This is a genomic window from Thalassobacter sp., from assembly GCF_982993085.1.
Map to the genome: position 1 here is coordinate 1 of NZ_CEZFMW010000055.1, position 23116 is coordinate 23116.

At 58.2% G+C, this 23116-nt stretch carries 25 protein-coding genes; 20 read left to right on the top strand and 5 right to left on the bottom strand.

Annotated elements, in window-relative coordinates; all coding sequences use genetic code 11:
* The first annotated feature begins 20 nt into the window (after nt 1–20).
* The 11 genes from soxX (at nt 21) to hemA (ending at nt 10296) form a co-directional block, all read left to right on the top strand.
* Entirely contained in the window at nt 21–497 is a 477-nt protein-coding gene (gene soxX, locus AC4GMC_RS10140) for a sulfur oxidation c-type cytochrome SoxX (protein WP_487878833.1), read from the top strand.
* Nucleotides 498–518: 21 nt separating this feature from the next.
* Nucleotides 519–941 carry a thiosulfate oxidation carrier protein SoxY gene (gene soxY, locus AC4GMC_RS10145; protein WP_038008172.1) on the top strand — a complete coding sequence of 141 codons (423 nt, stop codon included), beginning with the start codon at nt 519–521 and terminating at the stop codon, nt 939–941.
* Nucleotides 942–965: 24 nt separating this feature from the next.
* Complete coding sequence (soxZ, locus tag AC4GMC_RS10150; RefSeq protein ID WP_487876439.1) at nt 966–1295, top strand: thiosulfate oxidation carrier complex protein SoxZ; 330 nt, start codon at nt 966–968, stop codon at nt 1293–1295.
* 49 nt (nt 1296–1344) lie between these two features.
* Nucleotides 1345–2184, top strand: a complete 840-nt coding sequence (soxA, locus tag AC4GMC_RS10155; protein WP_038008300.1) for a sulfur oxidation c-type cytochrome SoxA — start codon at nt 1345–1347, stop codon at nt 2182–2184.
* Between the two features lie 93 nt (nt 2185–2277).
* Nucleotides 2278–3975: a thiosulfohydrolase SoxB gene (gene soxB / locus AC4GMC_RS10160; RefSeq protein ID WP_487876440.1), complete on the top strand. Its 1698-nt coding sequence runs from the start codon at nt 2278–2280 to the stop codon at nt 3973–3975.
* A 21-nt stretch (nt 3976–3996) separates the two neighbouring features.
* Nucleotides 3997–5259, top strand: coding sequence for a sulfite dehydrogenase (gene soxC / locus AC4GMC_RS10165; RefSeq protein ID WP_487876441.1), 1263 nt, complete (start codon nt 3997–3999; stop codon nt 5257–5259).
* Nucleotides 5243–6559 carry a c-type cytochrome gene (locus tag AC4GMC_RS10170; protein WP_487878651.1) on the top strand — a complete coding sequence of 439 codons (1317 nt, stop codon included), beginning with the start codon at nt 5243–5245 and terminating at the stop codon, nt 6557–6559. The genes soxC and AC4GMC_RS10170 overlap by 17 nt, the downstream gene beginning before the upstream one ends.
* 3 nt (nt 6560–6562) lie before the next feature.
* Nucleotides 6563–7270 carry a c-type cytochrome gene (locus AC4GMC_RS10175; protein WP_487878650.1) on the top strand — a complete coding sequence of 236 codons (708 nt, stop codon included), beginning with the start codon at nt 6563–6565 and terminating at the stop codon, nt 7268–7270.
* 18 nt (nt 7271–7288) lie between these two features.
* The gene (locus AC4GMC_RS10180; RefSeq protein WP_487878834.1) at nt 7289–8548 is read left to right on the top strand and encodes an FCSD flavin-binding domain-containing protein; all 1260 of its coding nucleotides are present in this window, start codon (nt 7289–7291) and stop codon (nt 8546–8548) included.
* A gap of 96 nt (nt 8549–8644) precedes the next feature.
* Nucleotides 8645–9079 carry a DUF302 domain-containing protein gene (locus AC4GMC_RS10185; RefSeq protein WP_487875716.1) on the top strand — a complete coding sequence of 145 codons (435 nt, stop codon included), beginning with the start codon at nt 8645–8647 and terminating at the stop codon, nt 9077–9079.
* Nucleotides 9079–10296 carry a 5-aminolevulinate synthase gene (gene hemA, locus AC4GMC_RS10190; protein WP_487875715.1) on the top strand — a complete coding sequence of 406 codons (1218 nt, stop codon included), beginning with the start codon at nt 9079–9081 and terminating at the stop codon, nt 10294–10296. Before AC4GMC_RS10185 ends, hemA begins: the two co-directional genes overlap by 1 nt.
* A gap of 5 nt (nt 10297–10301) precedes the next feature.
* On the opposite strand, the gene AC4GMC_RS10195 is transcribed toward hemA, so the two are convergent.
* From AC4GMC_RS10195 to AC4GMC_RS10205, 3 genes are all read right to left on the bottom strand, one after another.
* Complete coding sequence (locus AC4GMC_RS10195; RefSeq protein WP_487875714.1) at nt 10302–11360, bottom strand: YeeE/YedE family protein; 1059 nt, start codon at nt 11358–11360, stop codon at nt 10302–10304.
* Nucleotides 11361–11448: 88 nt separating this feature from the next.
* Nucleotides 11449–12396, bottom strand: coding sequence for an MBL fold metallo-hydrolase (locus tag AC4GMC_RS10200; protein WP_487875713.1), 948 nt, complete (start codon nt 12394–12396; stop codon nt 11449–11451).
* Nucleotides 12393–13301, bottom strand: coding sequence for an MBL fold metallo-hydrolase (locus AC4GMC_RS10205; RefSeq protein ID WP_487875712.1), 909 nt, complete (start codon nt 13299–13301; stop codon nt 12393–12395). The genes AC4GMC_RS10200 and AC4GMC_RS10205 overlap by 4 nt, the downstream gene beginning before the upstream one ends.
* Nucleotides 13302–13491: 190 nt before the next feature.
* Between AC4GMC_RS10205 and AC4GMC_RS10210 the strand changes: the two genes are divergently transcribed.
* The 9 genes from AC4GMC_RS10210 (at nt 13492) to AC4GMC_RS10250 (ending at nt 20995) form a co-directional block, all read left to right on the top strand.
* On the top strand, nt 13492–14205 hold the full coding sequence (locus AC4GMC_RS10210) for a cytochrome c biogenesis CcdA family protein (RefSeq protein WP_487875711.1): 714 nt from the start codon (nt 13492–13494) through the stop codon (nt 14203–14205).
* Nucleotides 14206–14220: 15 nt separating this feature from the next.
* Nucleotides 14221–14634 carry a thioredoxin family protein gene (locus tag AC4GMC_RS10215; RefSeq protein ID WP_487875710.1) on the top strand — a complete coding sequence of 138 codons (414 nt, stop codon included), beginning with the start codon at nt 14221–14223 and terminating at the stop codon, nt 14632–14634.
* A 22-nt stretch (nt 14635–14656) separates the two neighbouring features.
* A complete protein-coding gene (locus AC4GMC_RS10220) occupies nt 14657–15328 on the top strand; it encodes a Crp/Fnr family transcriptional regulator (RefSeq protein ID WP_487875709.1) in 672 nt (223 codons plus the stop codon).
* 101 nt (nt 15329–15429) lie between these two features.
* A complete protein-coding gene (locus AC4GMC_RS10225) occupies nt 15430–15639 on the top strand; it encodes a YgaP family membrane protein (protein WP_487875708.1) in 210 nt (69 codons plus the stop codon).
* Nucleotides 15640–16074, top strand: coding sequence for a YeeE/YedE family protein (locus AC4GMC_RS10230; RefSeq protein ID WP_487875707.1), 435 nt, complete (start codon nt 15640–15642; stop codon nt 16072–16074).
* 3 nt (nt 16075–16077) lie between these two features.
* Entirely contained in the window at nt 16078–16512 is a 435-nt protein-coding gene (locus AC4GMC_RS10235; RefSeq protein ID WP_487875706.1) for a DUF6691 family protein, read from the top strand.
* Between the two features lie 20 nt (nt 16513–16532).
* Nucleotides 16533–17417 carry an MBL fold metallo-hydrolase gene (locus tag AC4GMC_RS10240; protein ID WP_487875705.1) on the top strand — a complete coding sequence of 295 codons (885 nt, stop codon included), beginning with the start codon at nt 16533–16535 and terminating at the stop codon, nt 17415–17417.
* A gap of 19 nt (nt 17418–17436) precedes the next feature.
* On the top strand, nt 17437–19116 hold the full coding sequence (locus AC4GMC_RS10245; protein ID WP_487875704.1) for a bifunctional protein tyrosine phosphatase family protein/NAD(P)/FAD-dependent oxidoreductase: 1680 nt from the start codon (nt 17437–17439) through the stop codon (nt 19114–19116).
* Between the two features lie 139 nt (nt 19117–19255).
* The gene (locus AC4GMC_RS10250; protein WP_487875703.1) at nt 19256–20995 is read left to right on the top strand and encodes a SulP family inorganic anion transporter; all 1740 of its coding nucleotides are present in this window, start codon (nt 19256–19258) and stop codon (nt 20993–20995) included.
* Between the two features lie 65 nt (nt 20996–21060).
* Here the strand turns inward: AC4GMC_RS10250 and AC4GMC_RS10255 are convergent, their stop codons facing one another.
* Together AC4GMC_RS10255 and AC4GMC_RS10260 are read right to left on the bottom strand one after the other, a co-directional pair.
* Nucleotides 21061–22572: a tripartite tricarboxylate transporter permease gene (locus tag AC4GMC_RS10255; RefSeq protein ID WP_487875702.1), complete on the bottom strand. Its 1512-nt coding sequence runs from the start codon at nt 22570–22572 to the stop codon at nt 21061–21063.
* A 12-nt stretch (nt 22573–22584) separates the two neighbouring features.
* Nucleotides 22585–23116 (bottom strand): tripartite tricarboxylate transporter TctB family protein (locus AC4GMC_RS10260; RefSeq protein WP_490391450.1); only part of this gene is annotated, 532 nt, incomplete at its 5' end.

Genomic DNA, 23116 nt, shown 5'->3' on the forward strand with positions numbered 1-23116 from the left:
AATCGACCTAGGGAGGACGCATGAAAATTGCATTTCTGGCCGCAGCGGCCATCGCTTTGACCGCTACCGGAGTAACGGCAGAGATCGTTAAGCCTCAGGATGTGGCCTATGTGGACGGTGCTGTTGCCACCTCACTGACGGGCACGCCGGGCAACGCCGAAAACGGGGCTGTCATCATGAACAAAGGCGCGGGAAACTGCATCGCATGTCATGAGGTCACCGCGTTGAACCACCTGCCATTCCACGGCGAAATCGGCCCGATGCTCGATGGCGTTGCTGACCGCTGGAGCGAAGCAGAACTGCGTGGGATCGTTGCCAACGCAAAAATCATGTTCGAGGGCAGCATGATGCCGTCGTTCTACAAAACTTCTGGGTTTACCCGCTTGGGCGATGCCTACACCGGCAAAGCACACCCCGAGGGTGAGGTTATGCCTCTCCTGACTGCACAAGAGATTGAGGATGTCGTCGCCTACCTGATGACCCTCAAATACGATTAACTCTACAAGATGGAGCCAAACATGGAACTGACACGGCGTAAGCTGCTCGCAATCGGCGCTAGCACGTTCGCTATTGCGAGCATCACCGGCGCATCCGCCTACGCAAGCCTGACCGACGACGCGATCGCAGCGTTGACGGGCGGTGCGGAAGCTGGCGAAGGCGCGATCACAATCACCGCACCCGAAATCGCGGAAAACGGTAACACGGTGCCTGTCGCTGTTGATGCCCCCGGCGCAGTCGCGATCACTCTGTTTGCTGACGGCAATCCAACACCCGGCGTTGCGACCTTTAAGTTTGGCCCGCTTAGCGCTTCGCGCAGTGCTGCCACACGTATCCGTCTTGCGACGACGCAGAACGTTGTTGCCGTCGCCAAGATGGAAGACGGCTCGTTCCAGATGGCTAAGGCCAACGTCAAAGTGACCATCGGCGGCTGCGGCGGCTAACCTTAGATTACAAGGAGATAACCAATGGCATCTGGTGTAAAACCCCGGGTCAAAGTTCCCAAAACAGCGGCAGCTGGCGAAACGATCACCATCAAGACGCTGATCAGCCACAAAATGGAAAGCGGTCAGCGTAAAGACAGCGATGGCAACCCCATCCCACGCTCGATCATCAACCGTTTCACGACAGACTTTAACGGTGAAAACGTGGTTGACGTGGCGCTTGAGCCTGCGATCTCGACCAACCCGTACTTCCAGTTTGATGCCGTCGTCCCCGAGGCTGGCGATTTCAAATTCACGTGGTACGACGATGATGGCTCGGTCTACGAGGAAACCAAGTCCATCAAGATCGGCTGAACGACCAACACCGCGTGAGGGAGGACTCAAGGTGAACAGACCCCAGACACTGACCCGTGCCATAGCCTTTGCTGCAGCCGCTTGTGTGGCCGCAGGGGCCAACGCAGAGCCGGACACCGACCAGTTGGTCGTCAACGAAGAGATCGAAATGATCACCGAGGCTGCGGCTCCGGCGCATACTGAAAACCTCAGCACGGTGTATTCCGGCTGGCGTTTCCGCGCTGATGAGACACAGGCGTTGCAAATGGACGACTTCGAAAACCCTGCGATGATCTTCGTCGAGGCGGCTGCCGAAGTTTGGAACACGGCTGACGGAACCAAGGGTAACTCCTGCGCGTCGTGCCACGAGGATGTAGAATCGCTGCGCGGTGTGCGTGCGGTCTACCCCAAGTGGAACGAAGCCGCCGGAGAGGTGCGCACTCTGGAAATGCAGATTAACGACTGCCGCGAAAACCAGATGGGTGCCGACAAGTGGAAATACACAGGCGGGGATATGACCAACATGACCGCGCTGATTTCGTCCGTATCCCGTGGGATGCCCGTGAACGTCGCAATTGACGGTCCTGCGCAATCCATGTGGGAGCAGGGCAAGGAACTGTATTACACACGCACCGGTCAATTGGAGCTTTCGTGCGCCAACTGCCACGAAGACAGCTATGGCATGATGATCCGTGCGGATCACCTGAGCCAAGGTCAGATCAACGGTTTCCCAACATACCGTCTGAAAAATACCAAGCTTAATTCCGTGCACGCACGTTTCAAAGGCTGTGTCCGTGACACACGCGCCGAAACGTTCAAGCCTGGTTCGGCTGATTTCGTCGCCCTTGAGTTGTATGTCGCCTCGCGCGGTAACGGCCTCAGCGTCGAGGGCCCTTCGGTCCGCAACTAACGAAACTAAACAAAAGGCTCCGGTTCATCCCGGGGCCTTTTCTCGCCGCATAACATTCACTTATGCGCATATGTAATTTGGAGTGAGAGACACATGATTTCGCGGCGCGATTTTCTTCAGGTGGGCATGGCGGCCTCGGCGCTGGTCGGCGGTTCTGGTTTCGGGAACTGGGCTCGACTGGCGGCACAGCAGCGGCTGACGCAAGACCAGCTTTTGCAGTTCGACACCTTTGGCAATGTCTCTTTGATCCACATCACCGACATCCACGCTCAGCTCAAGCCGATCTACTTCCGTGAGCCATCGGTTAATATCGGCGTCGGCGGCAACAAGGGCGCTGTGCCTCACGTAACAGGTGCCGATTTCCGCAAGCTGTACGGCATTGAGGACGGAAGCCCGAGCCACTACGCGCTCAGCTCCGGAGATTTCTCGGCGCTGGCTCAGGGCTATGGCAAGGTCGGCGGCATGGACCGCGTGGCCACCGTGGTTAACGCGATCCGTGCGGACCGTCCCGATGCGATCCTGCTGGACGGGGGTGACACGTGGCACGGCTCCTACACGTGTCACAAGACCCAAGGCCAGGATATGGTCAACGTTATGAACGCGTTGCAGCCTGATGCGATGACTTTCCACTGGGAATTCACGCTCGGCAGCGACCGTGTGGCTGAACTGGTTGAGGGACTGCCCTTTGCGGCCCTCGGTCAGAACATTTTTGACGCCGAGTGGGACGAACCCACCGACCTGTTCCCCCCCTACAAAATGTTTGAGCGTGGTGGCACCAAGATCGCGGTCATCGGGCAGGCGTTCCCCTATATGCCCATCGCAAACCCGCGCTGGATGTTCCCCGAATTCTCGTTCGGTATTCGGTACGAAAACATGGCTGCGATGGTGGCAGAGGTCCGTGCTGCAGGTGCTGAATGCGTCGTCGTCCTGAGCCACAATGGTTTTGACGTGGACAAAAAGATGGCCAGCGTTGTGCCGGGCATTGATGTGATCCTGTCAGGGCACACCCATGATGCGCTGCCAGAGGCCGTTACAGTCGGCGACACGATTATTGTGGCTTCCGGCTCGAACGGGAAATTCGTTAGCCGCGTGGATCTTGATATTCGCGATGGGCGGATGATGGGATATCGCACCAAGTTGATCCCGGTTTTCTCGGACGTGATCACGCCCGACGCGGATATGACCGCTCTGATCGATGCGCAACGCGCACCTTATGCGGCTGAATTGTCCGAAGTAATCGGTCAGACCGACAGCCTGCTGTATCGCCGCGGTAACTTTAATGGCACGTGGGATGATCTGATCTGTGACGCACTTCTGTCAGAGCGTGAAGCCGAGATCGCACTTAGCCCCGGCGTGCGTTGGGGGCCCTCGCTGATCCCCGGTCAGGACATCACCCGTGAGGACATCTTTAACGTCACCTCCATGAGCTATGGTGAAGCCTACCGCTCCGAGATGACCGGCGAGTTCCTCAAGGTCGTGCTCGAGGATGTCGCGGACAACATATTTAACCCCGATCCTTTCTATCAACAGGGCGGTGACATGGTTCGCACGGGTGGCCTTGGCTACCGGATTGATGTGTCCAAGCCCCAAGGTGAGCGGATTTCAAACATGACCCTGCTCAGCACGGGTGAGCCGATTGACCCTGCGCGCGCCTATGTGGTCGCGGGTTGGGCCAGTGTGAACGAAGGCACAGAGGGGCCGCAGATTTGGGACGTGGTGGAAAACCACATCCGTAAAATTGGCACCGTCACGGTGTCAGAAAACAACAGCGTCGACGTTGTCGGCGTGTAAGTAGACCGGAGAATTTGATCCATGAGTGATTTGTTCAAACCCTCCCGCCGCGCCTTTCTAAGAGGGGGTGCTGCAGTGGCCGCGGGTTCGGTGGCAGGTGCCGCGAACGCCGCTGGCCCCGATCCGCTGATCACGGAGCTTCAAGATTGGGAATCCTACCTTGGGGCTGGCGTTGATGAAACGCCCTATGGTCTGCCCATCCGCTTTGAGCAGGACGTGGTGCGGCGCAATGTGGAATGGCTGACGGCCTCGCCGATTTCGTCGATCAACTTCACGCCGATCCATGCGCTGGAAGGCACGATCACCCCGCAGGGCTGTGCGTTTGAGCGCCACCACTCTGGCGCGATTGAACTGGCGAAGGATGACTTCCGCCTGATGATCAACGGGCTCGTGGATAAGCCGCTGGTGTTTTCCTACGAAGACATCGAGCGATTTCCACGCGAAAATCACGTGTATTTCTGTGAATGTGCGGCCAACACCGGTATGGAATGGGCGGGTGCACAGCTGAACGGCGTGCAGTTCACCCACGGTATGATCCACAACATGGAATACACCGGCGTCCCGCTGCGCACCCTTCTGGCTGAGGCGGGTGCGGACATGTCGCTCGACAAATGGGTCTATGTTGAGGGCGCGGATGCGTCGTCCAACGGTCGCTCCATCCCGATGGAAAAGGCGCTGGATGACGTTCTGGTTGCCTTCAAAGCCAACGGTGAGGCCCTGCGGATGGAGCATGGCTACCCCGTACGCCTTGTCGTGCCCGGTTGGGAAGGTAACATGTGGGTCAAATGGATCCGCCGGATTGAGGTCGTGGATCGCGCGGTCGAAAGCCGCGAAGAGACATCTAAATACACTGACGTCTATGAGGACGGCATTGCACGCAAATGGACATGGGTGATGGATGCCAAATCCGTCATCACTTCGCCCAGCCCGCAAATGCCGATCAAACATGGTGCAGGTCCTTTGGTTATCTCGGGGCTTGCGTGGTCCGGCCATGGCCAGATCACCCGTGTAGATGTGTCCCGCAATGGCGGCATAACGTGGGAAAAAGCGCGTTTGGGCAAGCAGGGCGACACCAAGGCGCTCACGCGGTTCTACCTTGATGTTGATTGGGACGGCGCACCGATGCTGTTGCAGGCCCGTGCCATGGACGAAACCGGCTACGTGCAACCCACCAAAGATCAGCTGCGCGAGAAGCGTGGCGAGAACGCCGTTTATCACAATAACTGTATCCAGACCTGGTACGTGAACGCAGAAGGGGTCGCCGAGAATGTCGAAGTCTCTTAGTCAAATTTTCTTACCTGCCGCGGGGGGCACCGCGCTTGCGGCGGCGCTTGCGATTACGATTGCGAACCGTGACTACGGCAATGACAAGATTGCCTCGCTGGAAGGGCGTGTGGCGCAAGTAGAGGCGAACGCGTCTACTGCAATGCAAAAAGCCCGAGACGAGGCGCAACGCGCGGCTGAATTACAGGTTGAGTTTGAGGCCGTTCAGGCCGCCGCTGCGGCAACGGCTGCAATGGGCGTCGATCTGACTGCTCCGGCGCCTGTTGCCGACGCTGGATATGGGTTGGGTCGTGCGGCTCACCTCGAAGAAATCGCAGCATGGGACGTTGACGTTCTGCCCGATGGTCGCGGTTTGCCCGAAGGGCGCGGTGACGCGTATTGGGGCGAAGAAGTCTTTGCCGAAAAGTGCGCATCCTGCCACGGGGATTTCGCAGAAGGCGCCGACAACTGGCCCGTGCTTGCGGGTGGTTTTGACACGCTCGCCAACGAAGACCCGGTAAAAACCGTCGGCTCCTACTGGCCGCATCTGTCGACCGCTTGGGATTATATCCACCGGTCCATGCCGTTCGGCGAAGCCGGCACATTAACGGCTGATGAGACCTATGCGATTGTCGCTTATATTCTCTATTCGAACGATCTGGTGGACGACGATTTTGAACTGTCGCACGAAAACTTTGCTGCGTTTGAGATGCACAACAAAGACGGTTTCGTGGTCGATGACCGGGCTGAACTGGAATACAGCCAGTGGCGTACCGAACCCTGCATGGATAACTGCAAACCTGAGGTCGAAGTGACCATGCGCTCCGTGTTTTTGGTCGACACCCCGGTTGAGGGTGGCACTGAATCGATGATGAACCCCGCCACGATCGAAGGCCTGCCTTCGTTCTCGGCCAGTGGTGCCGCGTTTATTCCGGAGGCCGCGCCAAAACCGGTTAAAGTTGCAAGCGCACAACCTGCCGCCGCACCCTCGGATGCTGGGGCTGAGTTGGTTGCCGCTGGTGCACGGGTTTATCGCAAGTGTAAGTCCTGCCACCAAATCGGCGATGGGGCCCAAAACCGTACTGGCCCGCATTTGAATGGCCTGTTCGGGCGTGAGATGGGATCAGTTGATGGCTTTGGCTATTCGCGCGTGTTCCAGTCGGCTCAGGAAGAGGGGCGCGTTTGGGACGACGCCGAGTTGACCGCGTTCCTTGCCCAGCCCAAGGCTTATATGAACGGGACCAAAATGGCGTTCTCCGGTTTGAAAAAGGCCGAAGATCTGGATGCGGTCATCGCCTACATCAAGTCCTATGAGAACTGATTGATGTTTCGGGGTTTCCTTTTCTCCCTGTCGGTCGCTGCGGTGACGTCACCCATCACTGTGACGGCCGACCCCATTGGGGATGCCGCCGAAGGTGAGAAAATCTACAACCAGTGCAAGCGCTGCCATCAGGTGGGACAGGGGGCTGAGCATCGCATCGGCCCGCACTTGAACGGCATCTTCGGACGCCCTGCGGCAGGCTATGATGATTTCCGCTATTCCAAGGCCCTGACCCGTGCGGGGACCAGCGGGCTGGAGTGGCACGCCGATACGCTTGATGTGTTCCTTGAGAACCCACGCGCCTTGGCCAGCGGCACACGGATGAGCTTTCGTGGCCTCAAAGACCCGCAAGACCGGGCGAATGTGATCGCTTTCTTGCGGCTTTATTCTGACGATCCGGCCAATATTCCCGAGGCCGATCCCACCGCTACAGTACCTGACCATGACCTTGACCCCGCGATCCTCGCGTTGGTGGGGGATGCGGAATATGGTGAGTATCTGAGCGGTGAATGTACCACGTGCCATCAGGCAACGGGTGGGGATGACGGGATCCCCTCAATCGTGTTGTGGCGGGAGGAGGACTTTGTGCTCGCCATGCACGCCTACAAGAACAAGCAGCGCGCTCATCCTGTCATGCAAATGGTAGCCGGGCGTCTTGGCGATGAGGAGATCGCCGCACTGGCTGCTTACTTCGCAAATATCGAAGAATAGACAGGGAAGGGAGACAACATGTCGATCAACAGAAGAACTTTCATGGCGACCTCCGCGGTCGCTGCCGCGACGCTAGCGGCCCCAATGGTGCGTGCTGCCGGCACGCCAAACGTGGTTGTTGTGGGTGGGGGCGCAGGCGGTGCAACAGCCGCACGCTACATCGCCAAAGACAGCAAAGGCGCCATCAATGTCACGCTGATTGAGCCGACGCGCCGGTATTATACGTGCTTCTTCTCGAACCTCTATCTAGGCGGTTTTAAAGAGATGGAAGAGCTAGGCCATGGTTATGGCAGCATGGCCGCTGGTGGCGTGAATGTGGTGCACGACTGGGCAGTTGGTGTGGACCGTGATGCCAAGACCGTATCGCTCGCGGGTGGCGGTTCGCTGCCCTACGACAAGCTGATCCTGTCACCAGGCATCGACTTTGTGGACGGCGCCGTCGAAGGTTGGGACCTGAGCGCGCAAAACGCGATGCCCCATGCCTACAAGGCAGGTTCGCAGTCTGAACTGCTGCGTGCGCAGCTTGAAAGCATGCCCCAAGGCGGAACGTTCGCAATGGTCGCGCCACCTAACCCATACCGCTGCCCTCCCGGCCCCTATGAGCGGGTCTCGATGGTCGCGCACTTCCTAAAGCAGAACAATCCAACTGCTAAAATTCTGGTGGCCGACCCCAAAGCCAAGTTCTCGAAAATGGCGCTGTTCCAAGAGGGCTGGGCCAACCATTACTCCGGCATGGTCGACTGGATCGGTGATGATTTCGGCGGTGGCAATGTATTGGTCGATCCCGGCGCGATGACGATCACCATCGATGGCGAAGTCACCAACGTGGACGTGTGCAACGTGATCCCGGCCATGAAGGCAGGTCGCATTGCGGATATGGCAGGCGTGACCGAGGGCAACTGGGCCCCGGTCAATGCGGCAGACATGTCCACCAAGGCGGACGCGGATATCTATGTGCTGGGCGATGCGTCCAGCCAAGGTGACATGCCGAAATCGGGCTTCTCTGCGAACTCTCAGGCGAAGGTGTGTGCGAATGCCGTACGCGGCGCGCTCACTGGCAGCCGTGTGTTCCCGGCCAAGTTCTCTAACACCTGCTGGTCGCTGATCGCGACGGGCGATGGTGTGAAAGTGGGCGCCACATATGAGGCCACGCCAGAGAAAATCGCCAAGGTTGATGGGTTCATCTCGCAGACCGGCGAAAGCGCGGATGTGCGTCAGGCGACCTACCTCGAGTCCGAAGGTTGGTACACAGGCATCACCACCGACATGATGGGCTAGTCCCAATTTAAAACAAATGCGTCCCGGAATTGATTTCGCGCAAAGCCCGGGGCGCATAGATTTGTAAGACTTTGGCAACCGGAAGGAGATAGACTGATGAAACATTCAATTCTGGCTGCCACACTCGGCGTCCTGCTCTGTACCCCCTCTGTCGCGGATGAGGCGTATACCTACGCCTTCGATGGCAGTTTTGATGACGCCACGTTTGCCGTGGAAAGCGCGATCGTCGGCCAAGGGCTGGTGATCGATTACGTTAGCCATGTGGGTGAAATGCTGAACCGCACCGGCGCGGACGTGGGCAGCGACACGATGATCTTTTCGCAAGCGGACATCTTTTTGTTCTGCTCCGCGGTTGTATCGCGCCAAGTGATGGAGGCTGATCCGATGAACATCACCTATTGTCCATATGGGATATTCGTCATGGAAACGGATGATGGTGTCACCGTCGGTCACAAGGATTATCCCGAAGGGTCGATGCAGGCCGTCGAAGACCTGATGCAACAAATCGTGGCGGAGGCCGTGGGGAACTGATGAAATACCAAGACTACTTCCGCAGCCGTCTCGATACTTTGCGTGATGAGGGCAACTACCGAGAATTCGCGGAATTAGAGCGTCACCGCGGCGCTTACCCCCGGGCCAAATGCCATTCCGGCGAAGGCGACGTGACGATTTGGTGTTCAAACGACTATCTTGGCATGGGCCAGCACCCGGATGTGCTGGCCGCCATGCACGAGGCATTGGATCGCACCGGCGCAGGTGCCGGCGGGACGCGCAATATTTCGGGCACGACCCATGATCACGTCCTGTTAGAGGCTGAACTGGCGGATCTGCACGGCAAAGAGGCGGCGCTCCTGTTCACTAGCGGGTATGTGTCTAACTGGGCGGCCTTGGGGACGTTGGCTTCCGAAATTCCCGATTGTGTCGTGCTGTCAGACGCGTTGAATCATGCCTCGATGATTGAAGGTATCCGCCATTCGCGTGCGCAAAAGGTGATCTGGAAACACAACGACCTTCAGGACCTTGAGGCGAAATTAGCGGCTCTTCCGCCCGAGCAGCCCAAACTGATCGCGTTTGAGAGCGTCTATTCTATGGATGGCGATATCGCTCCGATTGAGGCGATTTGTGATCTCGCGGATCGGTATGGTGCGATGACCTATCTGGATGAGGTGCATGCCGTAGGCTTGTACGGTCCACGCGGCGGCGGGTTGGCTGAGCAGTTGGGGCTGATGGACCGGCTCACGGTGATTGAGGGGACTTTGGGCAAGGCGTTTGGGGTTGTTGGCGGCTACATCGCGGCCTCGACTGAGCTGTGTGATTTTGTCCGCTCTTTCGCCAGTGGGTTTATCTTTACGACCGCTCTGCCGCCCGCAGTGGCGGCGGGTGCTGCGGCCTCGGTCCGGCACCTTAAGGCTAGCAACGCTGAGCGCACCGCGCACCAAGCACGTGTGGCCCAAGTACGTGCCCAGCTTGATGCCATCGGCCTGCCGCACATCGAAAACCCCAGCCACATCATCCCCGTGATGGTGGGGGATCCGGTGAAGTGCAAATTTATCTCGGACACGCTTTTGCGGGATCATGGGATCTACATTCAGCCGATCAACTACCCCACAGTTCCCAAAGGGACTGAACGGCTGCGGATCACGCCGTCACCGGTTCACACCGCGCAGGATGTGGCGAAACTGGTATCTGCGCTTGAGGTGCTTTGGACGCAATGCCAACTGGCGCGGCAGCCTATCGCAGCCCAGTAAACGGTCTAGATCAGCTTCGGATCACCCATTGCGTCCAACAGGACATGCGTGGTCATGGCTCCGATCCACATGCACAGTACTGCAACCCACGCCGTCATGGCAAAGATCGCGCCCCCGGACATGCCCGCGCCCACGGCGCAGCCCCCCGCCAACATACTGCCAAAGCCCATCAAAACGCCGCCAAGTAGATAGCGTTCCATGGGCACGTTCGGCTCAAACCGTTGGATACGTGCCTCGCCCATTACAAAAGCCGCAACCATCGCGCCGAAAAACACCCCTGGGACAAGGCCCATGCCAAAGCTTGCCGGCATTGTAGGCGCTGTGACAAGGGTCATCAGTGTGTCGGTGGATGGGCCGGTAAAGGTTACGGACTGCACCGCGACCATCTCAAATGACGCGTTGGCGATGGCGTAGCTGCCCTGCCACCCTGCATAAACCGCGAGGCCAACAACCACTGCGCCCACAAGGTCACTTCTTGGGGCGCCAAGGCGTGGCCCAAAGACCAGCACGGCCATAAGGCAAGTGGCGCATAACGCGATCGCTACGGGCAAAAGCGGACTTTCCGGCGCAAAAAGGGCACGCGCTGCACCGCCGTTAACGAGCCAAAGCCCAGCTAGGTTTTCGCGCACAGGCGAAAGAAACCCACTCAGTGAGGCTTGTGCCGTTAACGTCAGAACCAGCCCCGTTATGATCGCCCGCAGGTTGCCAGAGGCCGAAAGCACCAGCAATCGGCTGGCGCAGCCCCGCGCGAGGATCATCCCGACGCCAAACATCAGCCCACCAATGATTGCCCCCGACATAGAGCCAACGCTGGCCAATTGACGCGCGTTTGAGACATCTAGCGCACCGATCCAAATGGCGCTTTGGACGCTGACGACCGCAGTGGTAAAAGCCGCAAGCCAGATCATCAGCTTGGGACCGACCCGCCCTTCGGCCAATTCTGCAGTGGCCGCGCGCAGGCAAAACCGGGAACGATAGGCCGCCAACCCAAAAACCGTCCCGACCATAAGGCCAAGCGCCAACATCAGTGTCGGCTCTCCGAAGGTGTCGATTAAGGTTTCCATATGGCGCCCTTTTGATCCTTTCGTTGGCCTATCGCCTTTGTGCGCCCAGATCGTTGACCTAGGTCAAAATCGGCTTGGATGTGGGGGGCTATTCGAACTCCATCTGTTCGAACACGAAGCCTGCATTTTTCGTGGCCAGTTCCTCGAATGTATCGAGGTTGCGATAGGCGCTTTGATCCACGTAGTAAGCCCCGGCCAAATCGCCGCCGTCCTCTAGGTGCGCGCCCACGACCGCACGCAGGTGCACAAGGTAGTCGCGGGTATAGCGGCGGACTTGGTCCATGTTGGTGGGGTGGCCGTGGCCGGGGATCACATAAGTCGCGCCCAAGGGCTCAAAGTAGGTGTCCCACGTTTCGATCCAGTCATAGACAATCGTGTCCTCAAAGATCGGCAACATCCGCTCATGAAATGCCATGTCCCCCGCAATCACGAGGCTTTGGTTCGGCAACCATACTTGCGTGTCGCCTGGGCTATGAGCGGGGCCAAGGTGCAAGACCTCGATGCGAAAATCGCCCATTTCAACGATGTATTCGTCTTCGAATGTGAGGGTCGGAGGGGCGACAAATGTGCCCTGGGCCTTATCGCGGTTGTACCGCTTCATGCCCTCGAGGATGCGGTGGCCGTTTTCCGTGATTTCATGAGCGGCATCAACGTGGGCGAGGATGGGTACACCCTGTTCCGCCCAGTACGAATTGCCCAGCATGGCGTGGCCTTGGGCGTTTTCATCGATGACCAGTTTGACGGGCTGGTCGGTGATACTTTTGATTTCCTCGTGCAAGGCCTCGGCCAAAACATAGGCCGCGCCACCATTCACGACGACCACTCCGTCGCCGGTGATGATAAAGCTGAGGTTGTTGTTGTGGCCCGTGTTTTCATACGTCGGCGGGGCGGTTGCCCCGATGGCGGACCATACGTGGGGGATGACCTCAACCGGCTTGGAGTAAAGCGGCGAGCCAGGGTATTGATCGGCAATGTCCTCGCTGGCCCAAACGGGTGATGCGATGCAAAGGGCGGCAATCAGGACGCGCAGGCTCATGTGGACACAAAGCGGTAGGCGCTTCCCTCTTTTTCGGCCCGCCCCATGCCGCCGTCTGGCAGGTGAAAGCCAATCAATGCCATCTGTTCTTGGCTCAGGCGGTCCAGCAGCATTTGGCGCGTTGCGGCAGCCGTAGCGCCATCCTGATCCGAGCCACTTTCCCAGCTCGGCTTTGCAAAAGCCACGTGATGGTTGCCAATTGCATCCCCCACAACCAAGGCAGCGTCTGTGCCTTGTCGAACCTCAAATGCCATGTGCCCCGGCGTGTGGCCGGGGGTTGAGATTGCAGCAATACCGGGCAGCACCTCGTTGCCGTCGTCAAACAGCATCACGGCATCCTCAATCGCCTCCATCCGTCGCTTGGCACCGACGGCAAAGGCGGCACGGGCATCGCCGATGGTGTTTACGGTTTCGGGGTTCCACCAGTAATCCCATTCTGCACGGCCCATCATGTACTTGGCCTCATAGAAGAGCGGCTCGTCAAAGTCGTCTAACAGGCCCCAAATGTGATCGGGGTGCGCGTGGGTGAACAACACATGCGTGATGTCCTCTGGGGATAGGCCGATGGCATCGAGGCTGTCGACGATCGTGCCCGCGGTGGGCATAAAGTCCGGGCCAGAGCCTACGTCAAACAACACGGTGTTGGTGCCATCGCGATACAGCGCGAGGTTACATTCCGGTGTCAGTCGCGCACTATCTTGGCCGTATCGCGCCAAGATTGGGGCCAGCTCATCCTTGGGCATCGGGTCAAAGATAAAGCTGCCGGGCAACATCAGAGAACCATCACTGACCGTCGTCAATGTAGCGGATCCAAGCGCCATGTTCGCCGTGGCCAAGTGGGGCATCGCGCCAAGAACGGGCAGGGCGGCGGCGCCTTGCAAAAATGTGCGGCGTGAGAGTGTCACGATCTTCCTCCGATAAATTCTTGAATGTGAATATGAATGTATTTTTGGATCAAAGCAAGAAAATGCAGACGTCCTTGCATCAACACGCAAATGTGACAAGCGGTTAAGTGACAGTGGGCATATCGATGTGGGACCAGTGGCTCAAAGCACAGCCTCGAAACTCAAAACCCCGAGGGAAACAAACGCGGTCATGGAATTCGTTTTTGCCTATTTAGCGGGTCTTTTGACGTTGATTAACCCCTGCGTGCTGCCGGTTTTACCCATTGTGCTGGTTACCGCGCTGAATGCGCACCGCGCGGGTCCGCTGGCGTTGGCTGCGGGGATGAGCGTGTCGTTTGTCGTGTTTGGCGTGTTGGTCACGGCCTTTGGCGCGAGTGTTGGATTGACCCAAGATCGGCTGGCCCAAATCGGCGCGCTCTTGATGATGGCCTTTGGTCTGATCCTTGTGGTGCCAATGTTCGCCCAACGGTTTGAGATGGCGACAGCGGGTGTCGCAGCTGGGGCCGATACGCGCATGAATGCCATGAACGCGGGTTCGCTGTGGGGGCAGTTCGCGGGTGGTTTGTTGCTGGGTACAGTGTGGTCGCCGTGTATCGGTCCGACGCTTGGGGGCGCGATTGCGCTCGCGTCTCAGGGCGAAAACCTTGGCTATGTCACTCTGATTATGGTGGCCTTTGCGATGGGGGTGTCGACCCTTATTTTGGGCTTGGGTTTCGGCGCCCAAGAGGCCATTCGGCCCCGTGCACAGGCGCTTCGCGGTTTGGCAGAACGGTCCAAGCCGATCATCGGGGCCACGTTTCTTGCAATCGGGGCACTGTTGTTTTTTGAGGTTCACCACCTGATCGAAGGATGGCTTTTGAATGTGATGCCGATCTGGCTGCAAGATCTTTCTGTTTCCATTTAGTAAAAGGATACCGCTATGCACCGTCGTCTTTTCCTAGCTGCTGGCCTGTCGCTGGCGTTGACCCCGTTGAGCGGGCAGGCCGCAAATTTTGTCTATTATACACCGGGCGTGATTGAGGCGGCTTTGGCCGAAGGCAAAACCGTGTTCGTAGATTATTCGGCCACATGGTGCGGCACGTGCAAACGGCAGGAACGGGTCATTAACGCCCTGCGCGCGGATGATCCCAGCTATGACGCAGGAATGACGTTTGTGAAGGTGGATTGGGACACCTATAAAGCCGATGACGTGACCGTGTTTCGCGGTATCCCACGGCGTTCAACGCTGATCGTCCTGCGTGGTGAGGATGAGTTGGGCCGTGTGGTCGCAGGCACGTCAAAGGCTCAGATCAAGGCGCTGATGGATGCCGGGTTGTCTGCGCCTCAGGGGTAAAAGCAGGCAGTGAGGATGCGCAGTGGCCGAAAATTGGATTGACCGGTTCCCCGGCTTGATGAGCCTGCCCGCCGAGCTGCAAAACGATTTGGTGGGCGGCTCAGAGGTGATTTCCTTGCCGCGCGGCACCACGATTTTTCGCCCAGGCGAGGCGGCGGATAGGTTGCTGTTGCTGTTAGAAGGCACGATCTGCGTCACGCAAAAATCCGAAACTGGCCGAGATGTTACGCTCTACCGGGTCAGCGAAGGGGACAGCTGTATCCTCACGACGGCCTGCGTGCTGGCCTTTGAGGAATATTCCGCCGAAGGCATAGCCGAGACAGATATGCGGGCCGTTGCAATTCCACGTGCAACATTTGACGACATGCTCGTGCGCTCCCCCATTTTTCGGGAATTTGTGTTCAAAGCCTATTCCAAGCGGATCACGGATCTGTTCGCCTTGGTGGACGACATTGTGTTCCAACGGATGGATGTGCGGCTTGCGGCGCGGCTGCTGGAACTGGCCGATGAACGCGGCATCGTGCGGGCAACGCATCAGGCGCTGGGCACCGAGTTGGGCACCGCGCGAGAAGTCATTTCCCGCACTCTTGCGGAATTCCAACGCCGCGGCTGGGTTGAACAATCCCGCGGTGAGGTCAGGCTGGTTGCTATGGCCGATTTGCAGCGGATGGTGCGCAAAGCGCACGCTCAATAACCTATCGTTAATAATCCAACCAAACAGTGACAAATGTCACCGTCACATTGGGGTGTCCCATGCCAAAGTCATGATGATCTGATTCTGAAAAGGAGATCGACATGACGACGAATATGGGAAAACTGGACCGTGGCGCACGTGTCGCTGTCGCGTTGGTCCTGCTGTTTTTGGCCTTGGTTTTCGGTGCATTTGGCGGTGGCATCTTGTTCTACCTCGCCATCGGTGTGGCCGCTGTGTTCACCCTGACCGCACTGGTAGGCAATTGCCCCCTCTACAGCATCATCGGCCTCAAAACTTGTCGGGATTGCTGAATGTTTGAGACAGAATTCACACTTTGGATGTCGCTTGGCGGCGGCATCCTGATCGGGCTGGCGGCCACACTTTTGATGCTGGTGCAGGGGCGGATTTTTGGGGCTACGGGCGTGTTGGCGGGGCTGGTTCAGCCCACCTCGCGCACGGATTTTACGTGGCGGGCTGTATTGCTGGGGGGCATGGTTTCTGGGCCTCTGGTGATCCTCGCGCTCACCGGCGCGATGCCAACTGTCACGGTGCCCGTGTCTAACACAATGTTGATCGTGGGCGGGTTAATCGTGGGCATTGGCGGCACGTTTGGATCTGGCTGCACGTCGGGGCATGGCGTGTGCGGCATGGCGCGGCTGTCGCCTCGGTCCCTTGCGGCGACGCTGACATTCATGGCGACAACGGGTGCCACCGTCTACGTCGTGCGCCACGTGATCGGAGGATAAACCATGCGCTTGTTTTTGACATATTTCATAGGTCTCATCTTTGGGATCGGGATCTTGATCTCTGGCATGGCTAACCCGGCCAAAGTTCTGAACTTCTTTGATGTTGCAGGCACTTGGGACCCGTCCTTGATGTTCGTCATGGGCGGCGCGCTGGTCACGACGTTCATAGGGTATCGGCTGACATTGGGCCGCAAGGCCCCATTGTTCGGGGCTGAATTCTCGCTCCCGACGGCGCGCCAGCTTGATGCAAAACTGTTGGGTGGGTCCGCGTTTTTCGGCGTGGGCTGGGGTATTGCGGGCTTTTGCCCGGGCGGCGCGTTGCCCGCTTTGGGCACTGGCCGCAGCGAGGTTCTGATTTTCGTCGTGGCTCTGATTGCCGGAATCCTCATTGCCAAACTTATTCAATCCATAGCGGCGCGTGCTGCGCAGGCCGCGTGATCGCCCTAGGAGGATACATTATGACTGACTACCCAGTTAATACGTCCTTGAAACCTGATGTGCAGGCCTTCTTTGACGCTGCCACGAATACGATCAGCTACATTGTCAAAGACCCGGCATCTAATAGCTGTGCCATCATCGACAGCGTTATGGACATCGATTACGCGGCGGGTCGGATCACCTTTGAGCATGCGGATGAATTGATCCGACAGGTAAAGGCCCGCGGCCTGACCCTTGAGTGGATTATTGAGACCCACGTCCACGCGGATCACCTAAGTGCCGCTCCCTATATCCAAGAACGATTGGGCGGCAAAATCGGTGTGGGTTCTAAAATCACAGTAGTGCAGGACGTTTTTGGCAAGGTCTTTAACGAGGGGACCGAGTTTCAGCGTGACGGCAGCCAGTTTGATGCCTTGTTTGAGGATGGCGATCGCTACCGCATCGGTGAGATGGAGTGTTTTGCCATGTATACGCCGGGTCACACGCCTGCGTGCATGGTGCATGTGATGGGCGATGCGGCCTTTGTGGGCGACACGTTGTTTATGCCGGATGGCGGCTCAGCCCGGTGTGATTTTCCGGGCGGCTCTGCAGAGACCTTGTACGACAGCATTATGAAGGTGCTCGCGCTGCCTGATGAGACACGACTGTTCATGTGCCACGACTACGGCCCCAATGGTCGCGACATCCAGTGGGAAACCACGGTGGCCGATGAAAAAGCCCATAACATCCACGTGGGCGGTGGCAAAACCAAGGAAGACTTCGTGAAGTTTCGCACCGAGCGGGACGCGCAGTTAGATATGCCACGGCTGATTATCCCGTCGCTACAAGTCAACATGCGCGCAGGTGAAGTGCCAACCGACAAGGACGGTAATCCGATGCTCAAAGTGCCGGTCAACGTCCTTTAGGCGCAGGGGAGACGGTTTCATGGATATCAAAAGACTCTCGCCTCAGGTCTCTGTTAGCCGCCAGATTACGGCTGCGGATGTGGATGAGGTTGCGAAGCATGGCTTTCGCGCGATCATATGCAACCGGCCTGATGGGGAAGGCGCAGATCAGCCCAATTTCGATGAAATCGAAGTCGCAGCCAAAGCCGCCGGGCTGCGGGTTGCATATGTCCCCGTTACAGCGGGGATGGTGACGGATGATGATGTGGTGGCTTTTGCCTACGCCTTGGCCGAGTTGCCTCGGCCCATCTTGGCCTATTGCCGAACGGGCACACGGTCGGCCACGCTATGGTCCTTTCATGAGGCGGGCAAACGCCCGATGCCCGATATCTTAGCCGCGACCAAAGCGGCGGGCTACGACATGAACGGCGTGGCGCGCCGCATCGCCAACGGGGGCAAGACCCCCACCGACACGGGCGACGCACACTTTGAGGTGGTCATCGTCGGGGCCGGTGCTGCGGGCATCTCAGTGGCGGCAAGTCTAAAGGCGCGTGATCGGGATCTGAGCATCGCTGTCATCGATCCTGCCGACGTTCATTATTATCAGCCCGGTTGGACCATGGTGGGGGGCGGCATATTCACGGCGGAACAGACCGCGAAAACCATGGGCAGTCTCATCCCGAAGGGGGTGCATTGGATCAAATCAGCTGTTGCTGCATTTGAGCCGCAGGCAAACGCCGTTATCTTGGATGGGTGCCGTGTGGTGAAATACGACCGCCTTGTGGTGTGCCCGGGGTTAAAGCTGGATTGGGCCGGGGTTGAGGGGCTTGAGGAAACGCTGGGTCGCAATGGCGTGACCTCAAACTACCGTTATGATCTGGCTCCCTACACGTGGGAGCTGGTGCGCCAGATGACCGCCGGGCGGGCCATTTTCACGCAACCGGCTATGCCGATCAAATGTGCAGGTGCGCCACAAAAAGCGATGTATCTGTCAGGTGATGCGTGGCATCGGCGCTGCGTACTGGATAACATCGATATTCAGTTCATGAACGCAGGTGGTGTGTTGTTTGGGGTCAAGGACTACGTGCCGGCCTTGGAAAAGTACGTAGAAAAATACGACGCAACGCTGAACTTCTTTCATACACTTCGCGCGGTGGATGGCGCGACCAAAACGGCCACCTTTGACGTAGAAAAGCCGAATGAACCCGCGACATCCCTGACGGTAGAGTTCGACGTGATCCACGTGTGTCCGCCACAAACCGCGCCGGATTTTATCCGCGTGTCGCCCTTGGCAGATGCAGGCGGTTGGGTGGACGTAGACCAAGCCACACTGCGGCACAAAGAATTTGAGAACATCTGGTCATTGGGTGACGTGATGAACGCACCCAACGCCAAGACCGCTGCCGCCGCCCGAAAACAGGCCCCAACGGTCGCAGATAACATCATGGCCGACATCAATGGGCGTTCCGCGACCGCGCAATATGACGGCTATGGATCGTGCCCGCTAACGGTTGAACGGGGCAAGATCGTGCTGGCGGAGTTTGGCTACGGCGGCGTGCTTAAACCTAGCTTCCCCTCGTTTATTATTGATGGAACCAAGCCCAGCCGGGCGGCGTGGTTCCTGAAGGAAACGTTGCTGCCGCCGATCTATTGGAAGGCGATGTTGCGCGGCAAAGAGTGGCTTGCCAAGCCAGAGAAAGTGAATGTCGCAGCGGAGTAGGCCTGCTGCGGCGCCCAAGGGGCGTGTTGTGTGAACAAGAGCGCCCCTTGGGCTTTGCCCGGCACCTTCCCGTCGGGCTCCCCTGCGGTGGCAGCGACGTCCCCTCGTTGTCACCGCCTTGATTATGATGAGACCACCGATGCACCATCTGCGCCAGTACCTTCCGATCCTTGACTGGGGGCGAAGCTACAACCGCCATGCTCTGTCCAATGACCTTATTGCGGCCGTCATCGTGACGATCATGCTGATCCCGCAATCGTTGGCCTATGCGATGTTGGCGGGTTTGCCGCCCGAGGCGGGGATCTATGCCTCAATCGTGCCGATTATGTTGTATGCCGTGTTTGGCACCAGCCGGTCGTTGGCAGTCGGGCCCGTGGCAGTGGTGTCGTTGCTGACAGCCTCAGCGATTGGCCAAGTGGCAGAACAGGGCACGGCGGGATACGCAGTTGCTGCGCTGACGTTGGCAGGCCTGTCGGGGGGGATGCTGTTGGCGATGGGCCTGCTGCGGCTGGGCTTTCTGGCGAACTTCCTGAGCCACCCGGTGATATCGGGGTTCATCACGGCGTCGGGGATCTTGATCGCTGGAAGTCAGTTAAAGCACATTTTGGGGATTGAAGCCCACGGCCATACGTTGCCTGAAATTCTCAGCGCGTTGGTGTCCCATCTGCCGGACATTCACCTGCCTACGGTCGTGATCGGCGTCAGTGCGATTGCATTTTTGTTCTGGGTCCGCAAACATCTGAAATCCACGCTCAAGCGCATAGGCACGCCGGGGTTGTTGGCTGATGTCCTGACAAAAGCTGGTCCGGTTGGTGCCGTGGTCGCAACGACGGGCGCGGTCTGGGGCTTGGGCTTGTCGGATCAAGGCGTGCGCATCGTCGGCGCCGTGCCGCAAAGCCTGCCGCCCTTAACGCTGCCCAGTTTTGCACCTGACCTTGTAGGGGCGTTGATCATACCTGCCATCTTGATTTCGGTCATTGGCTTCGTCGAGAGCGTGTCGGTCGCCCAAACGCTCGCGGCCAAGAAACGCCAACGGATTGACCCAGACCAAGAGCTGATCGGTTTGGGGGCGGCGAATATCGGCGCGGCCTTCACGGGGGGGTACCCTGTGACGGGGGGCTTTGCGCGCTCGGTCGTGAATTTCGATGCAGGGGCCGAAACCCCGGCCGCGGGCGCATTTACGGCCATTGGTCTGACGATCGCGGCCGTTGCCCTGACGCCGTTGGTGTATTTCCTGCCCAATGCCACGCTTGCAGCCACAATTATCGTGGCGGTTCTGGGCCTTGTGGATCTGTCGATCCTGAAAAAGACTTGGGGCTATTCGCGGGCGGATTTTACGGCTGTGGCCGCCACGATCCTGTTGACGCTCGGCTTGGGGGTCGAGATCGGTGTGGCCGCCGGGGTCATCATCTCAGCGTTGTTGCACATCTATCAAACTTCGCGGCCTCATGTGGCTGAGGTTGGCTTGGTTCCCGGCACTCAGCACTTTCGCAACATCCACCGCCACAGCGTTATCACAGACCCTAGCCTTGTGACCCTGCGCGTGGATGAAAGCCTTTATTTCGTAAACGCTCGGTTTCTTGAGGATTTGATCCAAAAGCGCGTGACGGAGGGGCCATTGATCAAGAACGTCGTACTGATGTGTTCTGCCGTCAATGACGTTGATTATTCTGCCCTTGAGAGCCTTGAAGAAATCAACCAACGCCTCGCGGATATGGGCGTTGGGCTGCACCTGTCGGAAGTGAAAGGGCCGGTGATGGACCGGCTCAAACGATCCCACTTGTTGGGTGCATTAAATGGTCGGGTGTTTTTGGCGCAATTTGATGCTTGGCAAGCTTTGACCGACCCGCATACGCCGCTCGCCCGTGTGGCGGAGTGAGTGATACGCGAAGCGGCGCCTCGCTAAGGTGGCGCCGCTTTTAGTGGTATTTGGTAAGTAATGACTTACTCAGCGGCCTCAGGTGACGATCCGTCGGACGACCCGCGACTGCGTTTCCACTGGCCGTAGAGGCCATAAACCAGCGAGGCGACTGACAGCGTAAGCAGTGTCGCTGCAATCGGGCGCATCAGAAACTCACTATAGTCAAACTGCGTAATCATCAGGCCTTGGCGCAAGCTGGTCTCGGCGATGGGGCCGAGGACGAGGCCAATGATGAAGGACGCCACAGGGTAGCTCATGACCCGCAGCAACACCCCGATAAGGCCAAAGCTAAGCATCACCGCGATGTCGAACATGTTGGCATTCAGCCCATAGACACCGGTGATACACATCACCACGATCGCGGGGCCGACATAGGCGTAGGGGATCGTGAGGATGAGCGCAAAATACCGCGCCGCACGGATGCCAAAGATCAGCATCAAGACATTCGCCAGCATCATTGAGATGAACACGGTATAGACCAAAAGGGTGTTGTTTTCCATCAACAGTGGGCCGGGCACGATCCCGTGGATCGTTAGACCGCCAAGCATCACAGCTGTGGTTGCACTGCCGGGAATGCCCAAAGCCAGCAGCGGTATCATGGATCCCCCAACGGCTGAGTTGTTGGCGGCTTCGGGGGCAGCAATCCCTTCGGGCACACCTGTGCCAAATTTCTCCGGGCGCTTGGACCACCGTACCGCTTCAGAATAGCTGATGAAGGCCGCCGTGGTTGCGCCCACGCCGGGCAGGGCGCCGATGATAGAGCCAATCACGGACGAACGCGCCAGCGTGCCCTTTACTTCGCCCATTTCTTCCCGGGAGGGCAGCTTGGTCGAAACGTTGGTGATCACATTTGATGGTGTGCTGCCCTCACTCACCCGGCTCAGCACCTCTGCTAGTGCGAACGTGCCGATGATGACGGGGACAAAGCTGATCCCTGTCAGCAGCATCAGGTTGTCAAAGGTATACCGTTCAAAGCCGGTGATTGGGTCTAGGCCCACGGTAGCTACGCCAAGTCCGATCAGGCCTGCCACCAGTCCCTTGAGTACCGAGCCGGAGCCGATAGAGGCAATTGCCGAGATGCCTAAAATGGCCAGTGCAAAGTATTCCGCCGGGCCGAATGCCAAAGCCAGTTGTGCCATAGGCGGGGCGAGCAGCATCAACACCAATGTGCCGAAGATGCCGCCAATCGCGGAGGATGCGAGTGCGATGCCCAGTGCCTTGCCGCCCTGACCGTTGCGCGCCATTGGATAGCCATCCAAGGCGGTGCAGGCGGCTTCGGGCGAGCCGGGGGTGTTGAACAAAATGGCCGAGATTGAGCCGCCAAACGTCGCGCCAACATAGACGCCGCCCAAAAGCAGCAGGCTTTGTTCCGGAGAAAAGGCGTAGGTGAACGGGATCAAAAGCGCGACCCCAACAATGCCCGTCAGCCCCGGCACCGAGCCAAAGGCGATGCCCCATAGCACGCTGAATACGATGAAGGCGATGTTGACCGGGCTGCCGAAGATAAAGGCAAAGGCCTCGAGATAGGCTTCCATTGCGGCGGCTCCCTAGTAGAACATCAGGCTGAATTGATAAAACACACCGTCACCGCGCGGCACGGGCAGGCCCAGAACCTTGGTGAACAATGCCGTGAGCGCGATGGTGAACACCGGCGCAAAGATGATCTTGGTCACCGGGCGTCCTCCGTGCAGCGAAAACGCTGCCACCCAAAGGAAGGCGACTGTCGCAAGCAAAAATCCCACACGATCGAACGTAAAGAAGTAGAGCAAGACCAAGATGCCCATCGCGGCCATCCGGCCGATGCGAGCCCAGTCCATGGTGATGGTTTCACCAATCCGCGATGTCCGTCGTTCTTGCCACCATGCGTAGGCGTTTTGTGCCGCGATAATGCCTGTCAGGATGGCTGCGACGCCGGTCACGATCTTGGGCCAAAAATCGGTATCAATCTGGGCATAGCGCGGAGATCCGCGGAACCCATCCGCCACGAACCAAAGGAAAATACAGGCCACGCACAAGAGCATGGCAAACGCGAAATCAAGCGCGTGCTTGGACATGGTGTCCTCCGTCACTGAGCGGAAA

Coding starts and splice junctions, on each gene's coding strand:
- AC4GMC_RS10225 (WP_487875708.1), top strand. CDS start 15,430: ATGACGACGAATATGGGAAAACTGGACCGTGGCGCACGTGTCGCTGTC.
- AC4GMC_RS10215 (WP_487875710.1), top strand. CDS start 14,221: ATGCACCGTCGTCTTTTCCTAGCTGCTGGCCTGTCGCTGGCGTTGACC.
- soxZ (WP_487876439.1), top strand. CDS start 966: ATGGCATCTGGTGTAAAACCCCGGGTCAAAGTTCCCAAAACAGCGGCA.
- AC4GMC_RS10210 (WP_487875711.1), top strand. CDS start 13,492: ATGGAATTCGTTTTTGCCTATTTAGCGGGTCTTTTGACGTTGATTAAC.
- AC4GMC_RS10230 (WP_487875707.1), top strand. CDS start 15,640: ATGTTTGAGACAGAATTCACACTTTGGATGTCGCTTGGCGGCGGCATC.
- AC4GMC_RS10170 (WP_487878651.1), top strand. CDS start 5,243: ATGTCGAAGTCTCTTAGTCAAATTTTCTTACCTGCCGCGGGGGGCACC.
- soxB (WP_487876440.1), top strand. CDS start 2,278: ATGATTTCGCGGCGCGATTTTCTTCAGGTGGGCATGGCGGCCTCGGCG.
- soxX (WP_487878833.1), top strand. CDS start 21: ATGAAAATTGCATTTCTGGCCGCAGCGGCCATCGCTTTGACCGCTACC.
- AC4GMC_RS10185 (WP_487875716.1), top strand. CDS start 8,645: ATGAAACATTCAATTCTGGCTGCCACACTCGGCGTCCTGCTCTGTACC.
- AC4GMC_RS10255 (WP_487875702.1), bottom strand. CDS start 22,572: ATGGAAGCCTATCTCGAGGCCTTTGCCTTTATCTTCGGCAGCCCGGTC.
- AC4GMC_RS10180 (WP_487878834.1), top strand. CDS start 7,289: ATGTCGATCAACAGAAGAACTTTCATGGCGACCTCCGCGGTCGCTGCC.
- AC4GMC_RS10195 (WP_487875714.1), bottom strand. CDS start 11,360: ATGGAAACCTTAATCGACACCTTCGGAGAGCCGACACTGATGTTGGCG.
- AC4GMC_RS10240 (WP_487875705.1), top strand. CDS start 16,533: ATGACTGACTACCCAGTTAATACGTCCTTGAAACCTGATGTGCAGGCC.
- AC4GMC_RS10200 (WP_487875713.1), bottom strand. CDS start 12,396: ATGAGCCTGCGCGTCCTGATTGCCGCCCTTTGCATCGCATCACCCGTT.
- AC4GMC_RS10250 (WP_487875703.1), top strand. CDS start 19,256: ATGCACCATCTGCGCCAGTACCTTCCGATCCTTGACTGGGGGCGAAGC.
- soxY (WP_038008172.1), top strand. CDS start 519: ATGGAACTGACACGGCGTAAGCTGCTCGCAATCGGCGCTAGCACGTTC.
- AC4GMC_RS10175 (WP_487878650.1), top strand. CDS start 6,563: ATGTTTCGGGGTTTCCTTTTCTCCCTGTCGGTCGCTGCGGTGACGTCA.
- hemA (WP_487875715.1), top strand. CDS start 9,079: ATGAAATACCAAGACTACTTCCGCAGCCGTCTCGATACTTTGCGTGAT.
- AC4GMC_RS10235 (WP_487875706.1), top strand. CDS start 16,078: ATGCGCTTGTTTTTGACATATTTCATAGGTCTCATCTTTGGGATCGGG.
- soxC (WP_487876441.1), top strand. CDS start 3,997: ATGAGTGATTTGTTCAAACCCTCCCGCCGCGCCTTTCTAAGAGGGGGT.
- AC4GMC_RS10245 (WP_487875704.1), top strand. CDS start 17,437: ATGGATATCAAAAGACTCTCGCCTCAGGTCTCTGTTAGCCGCCAGATT.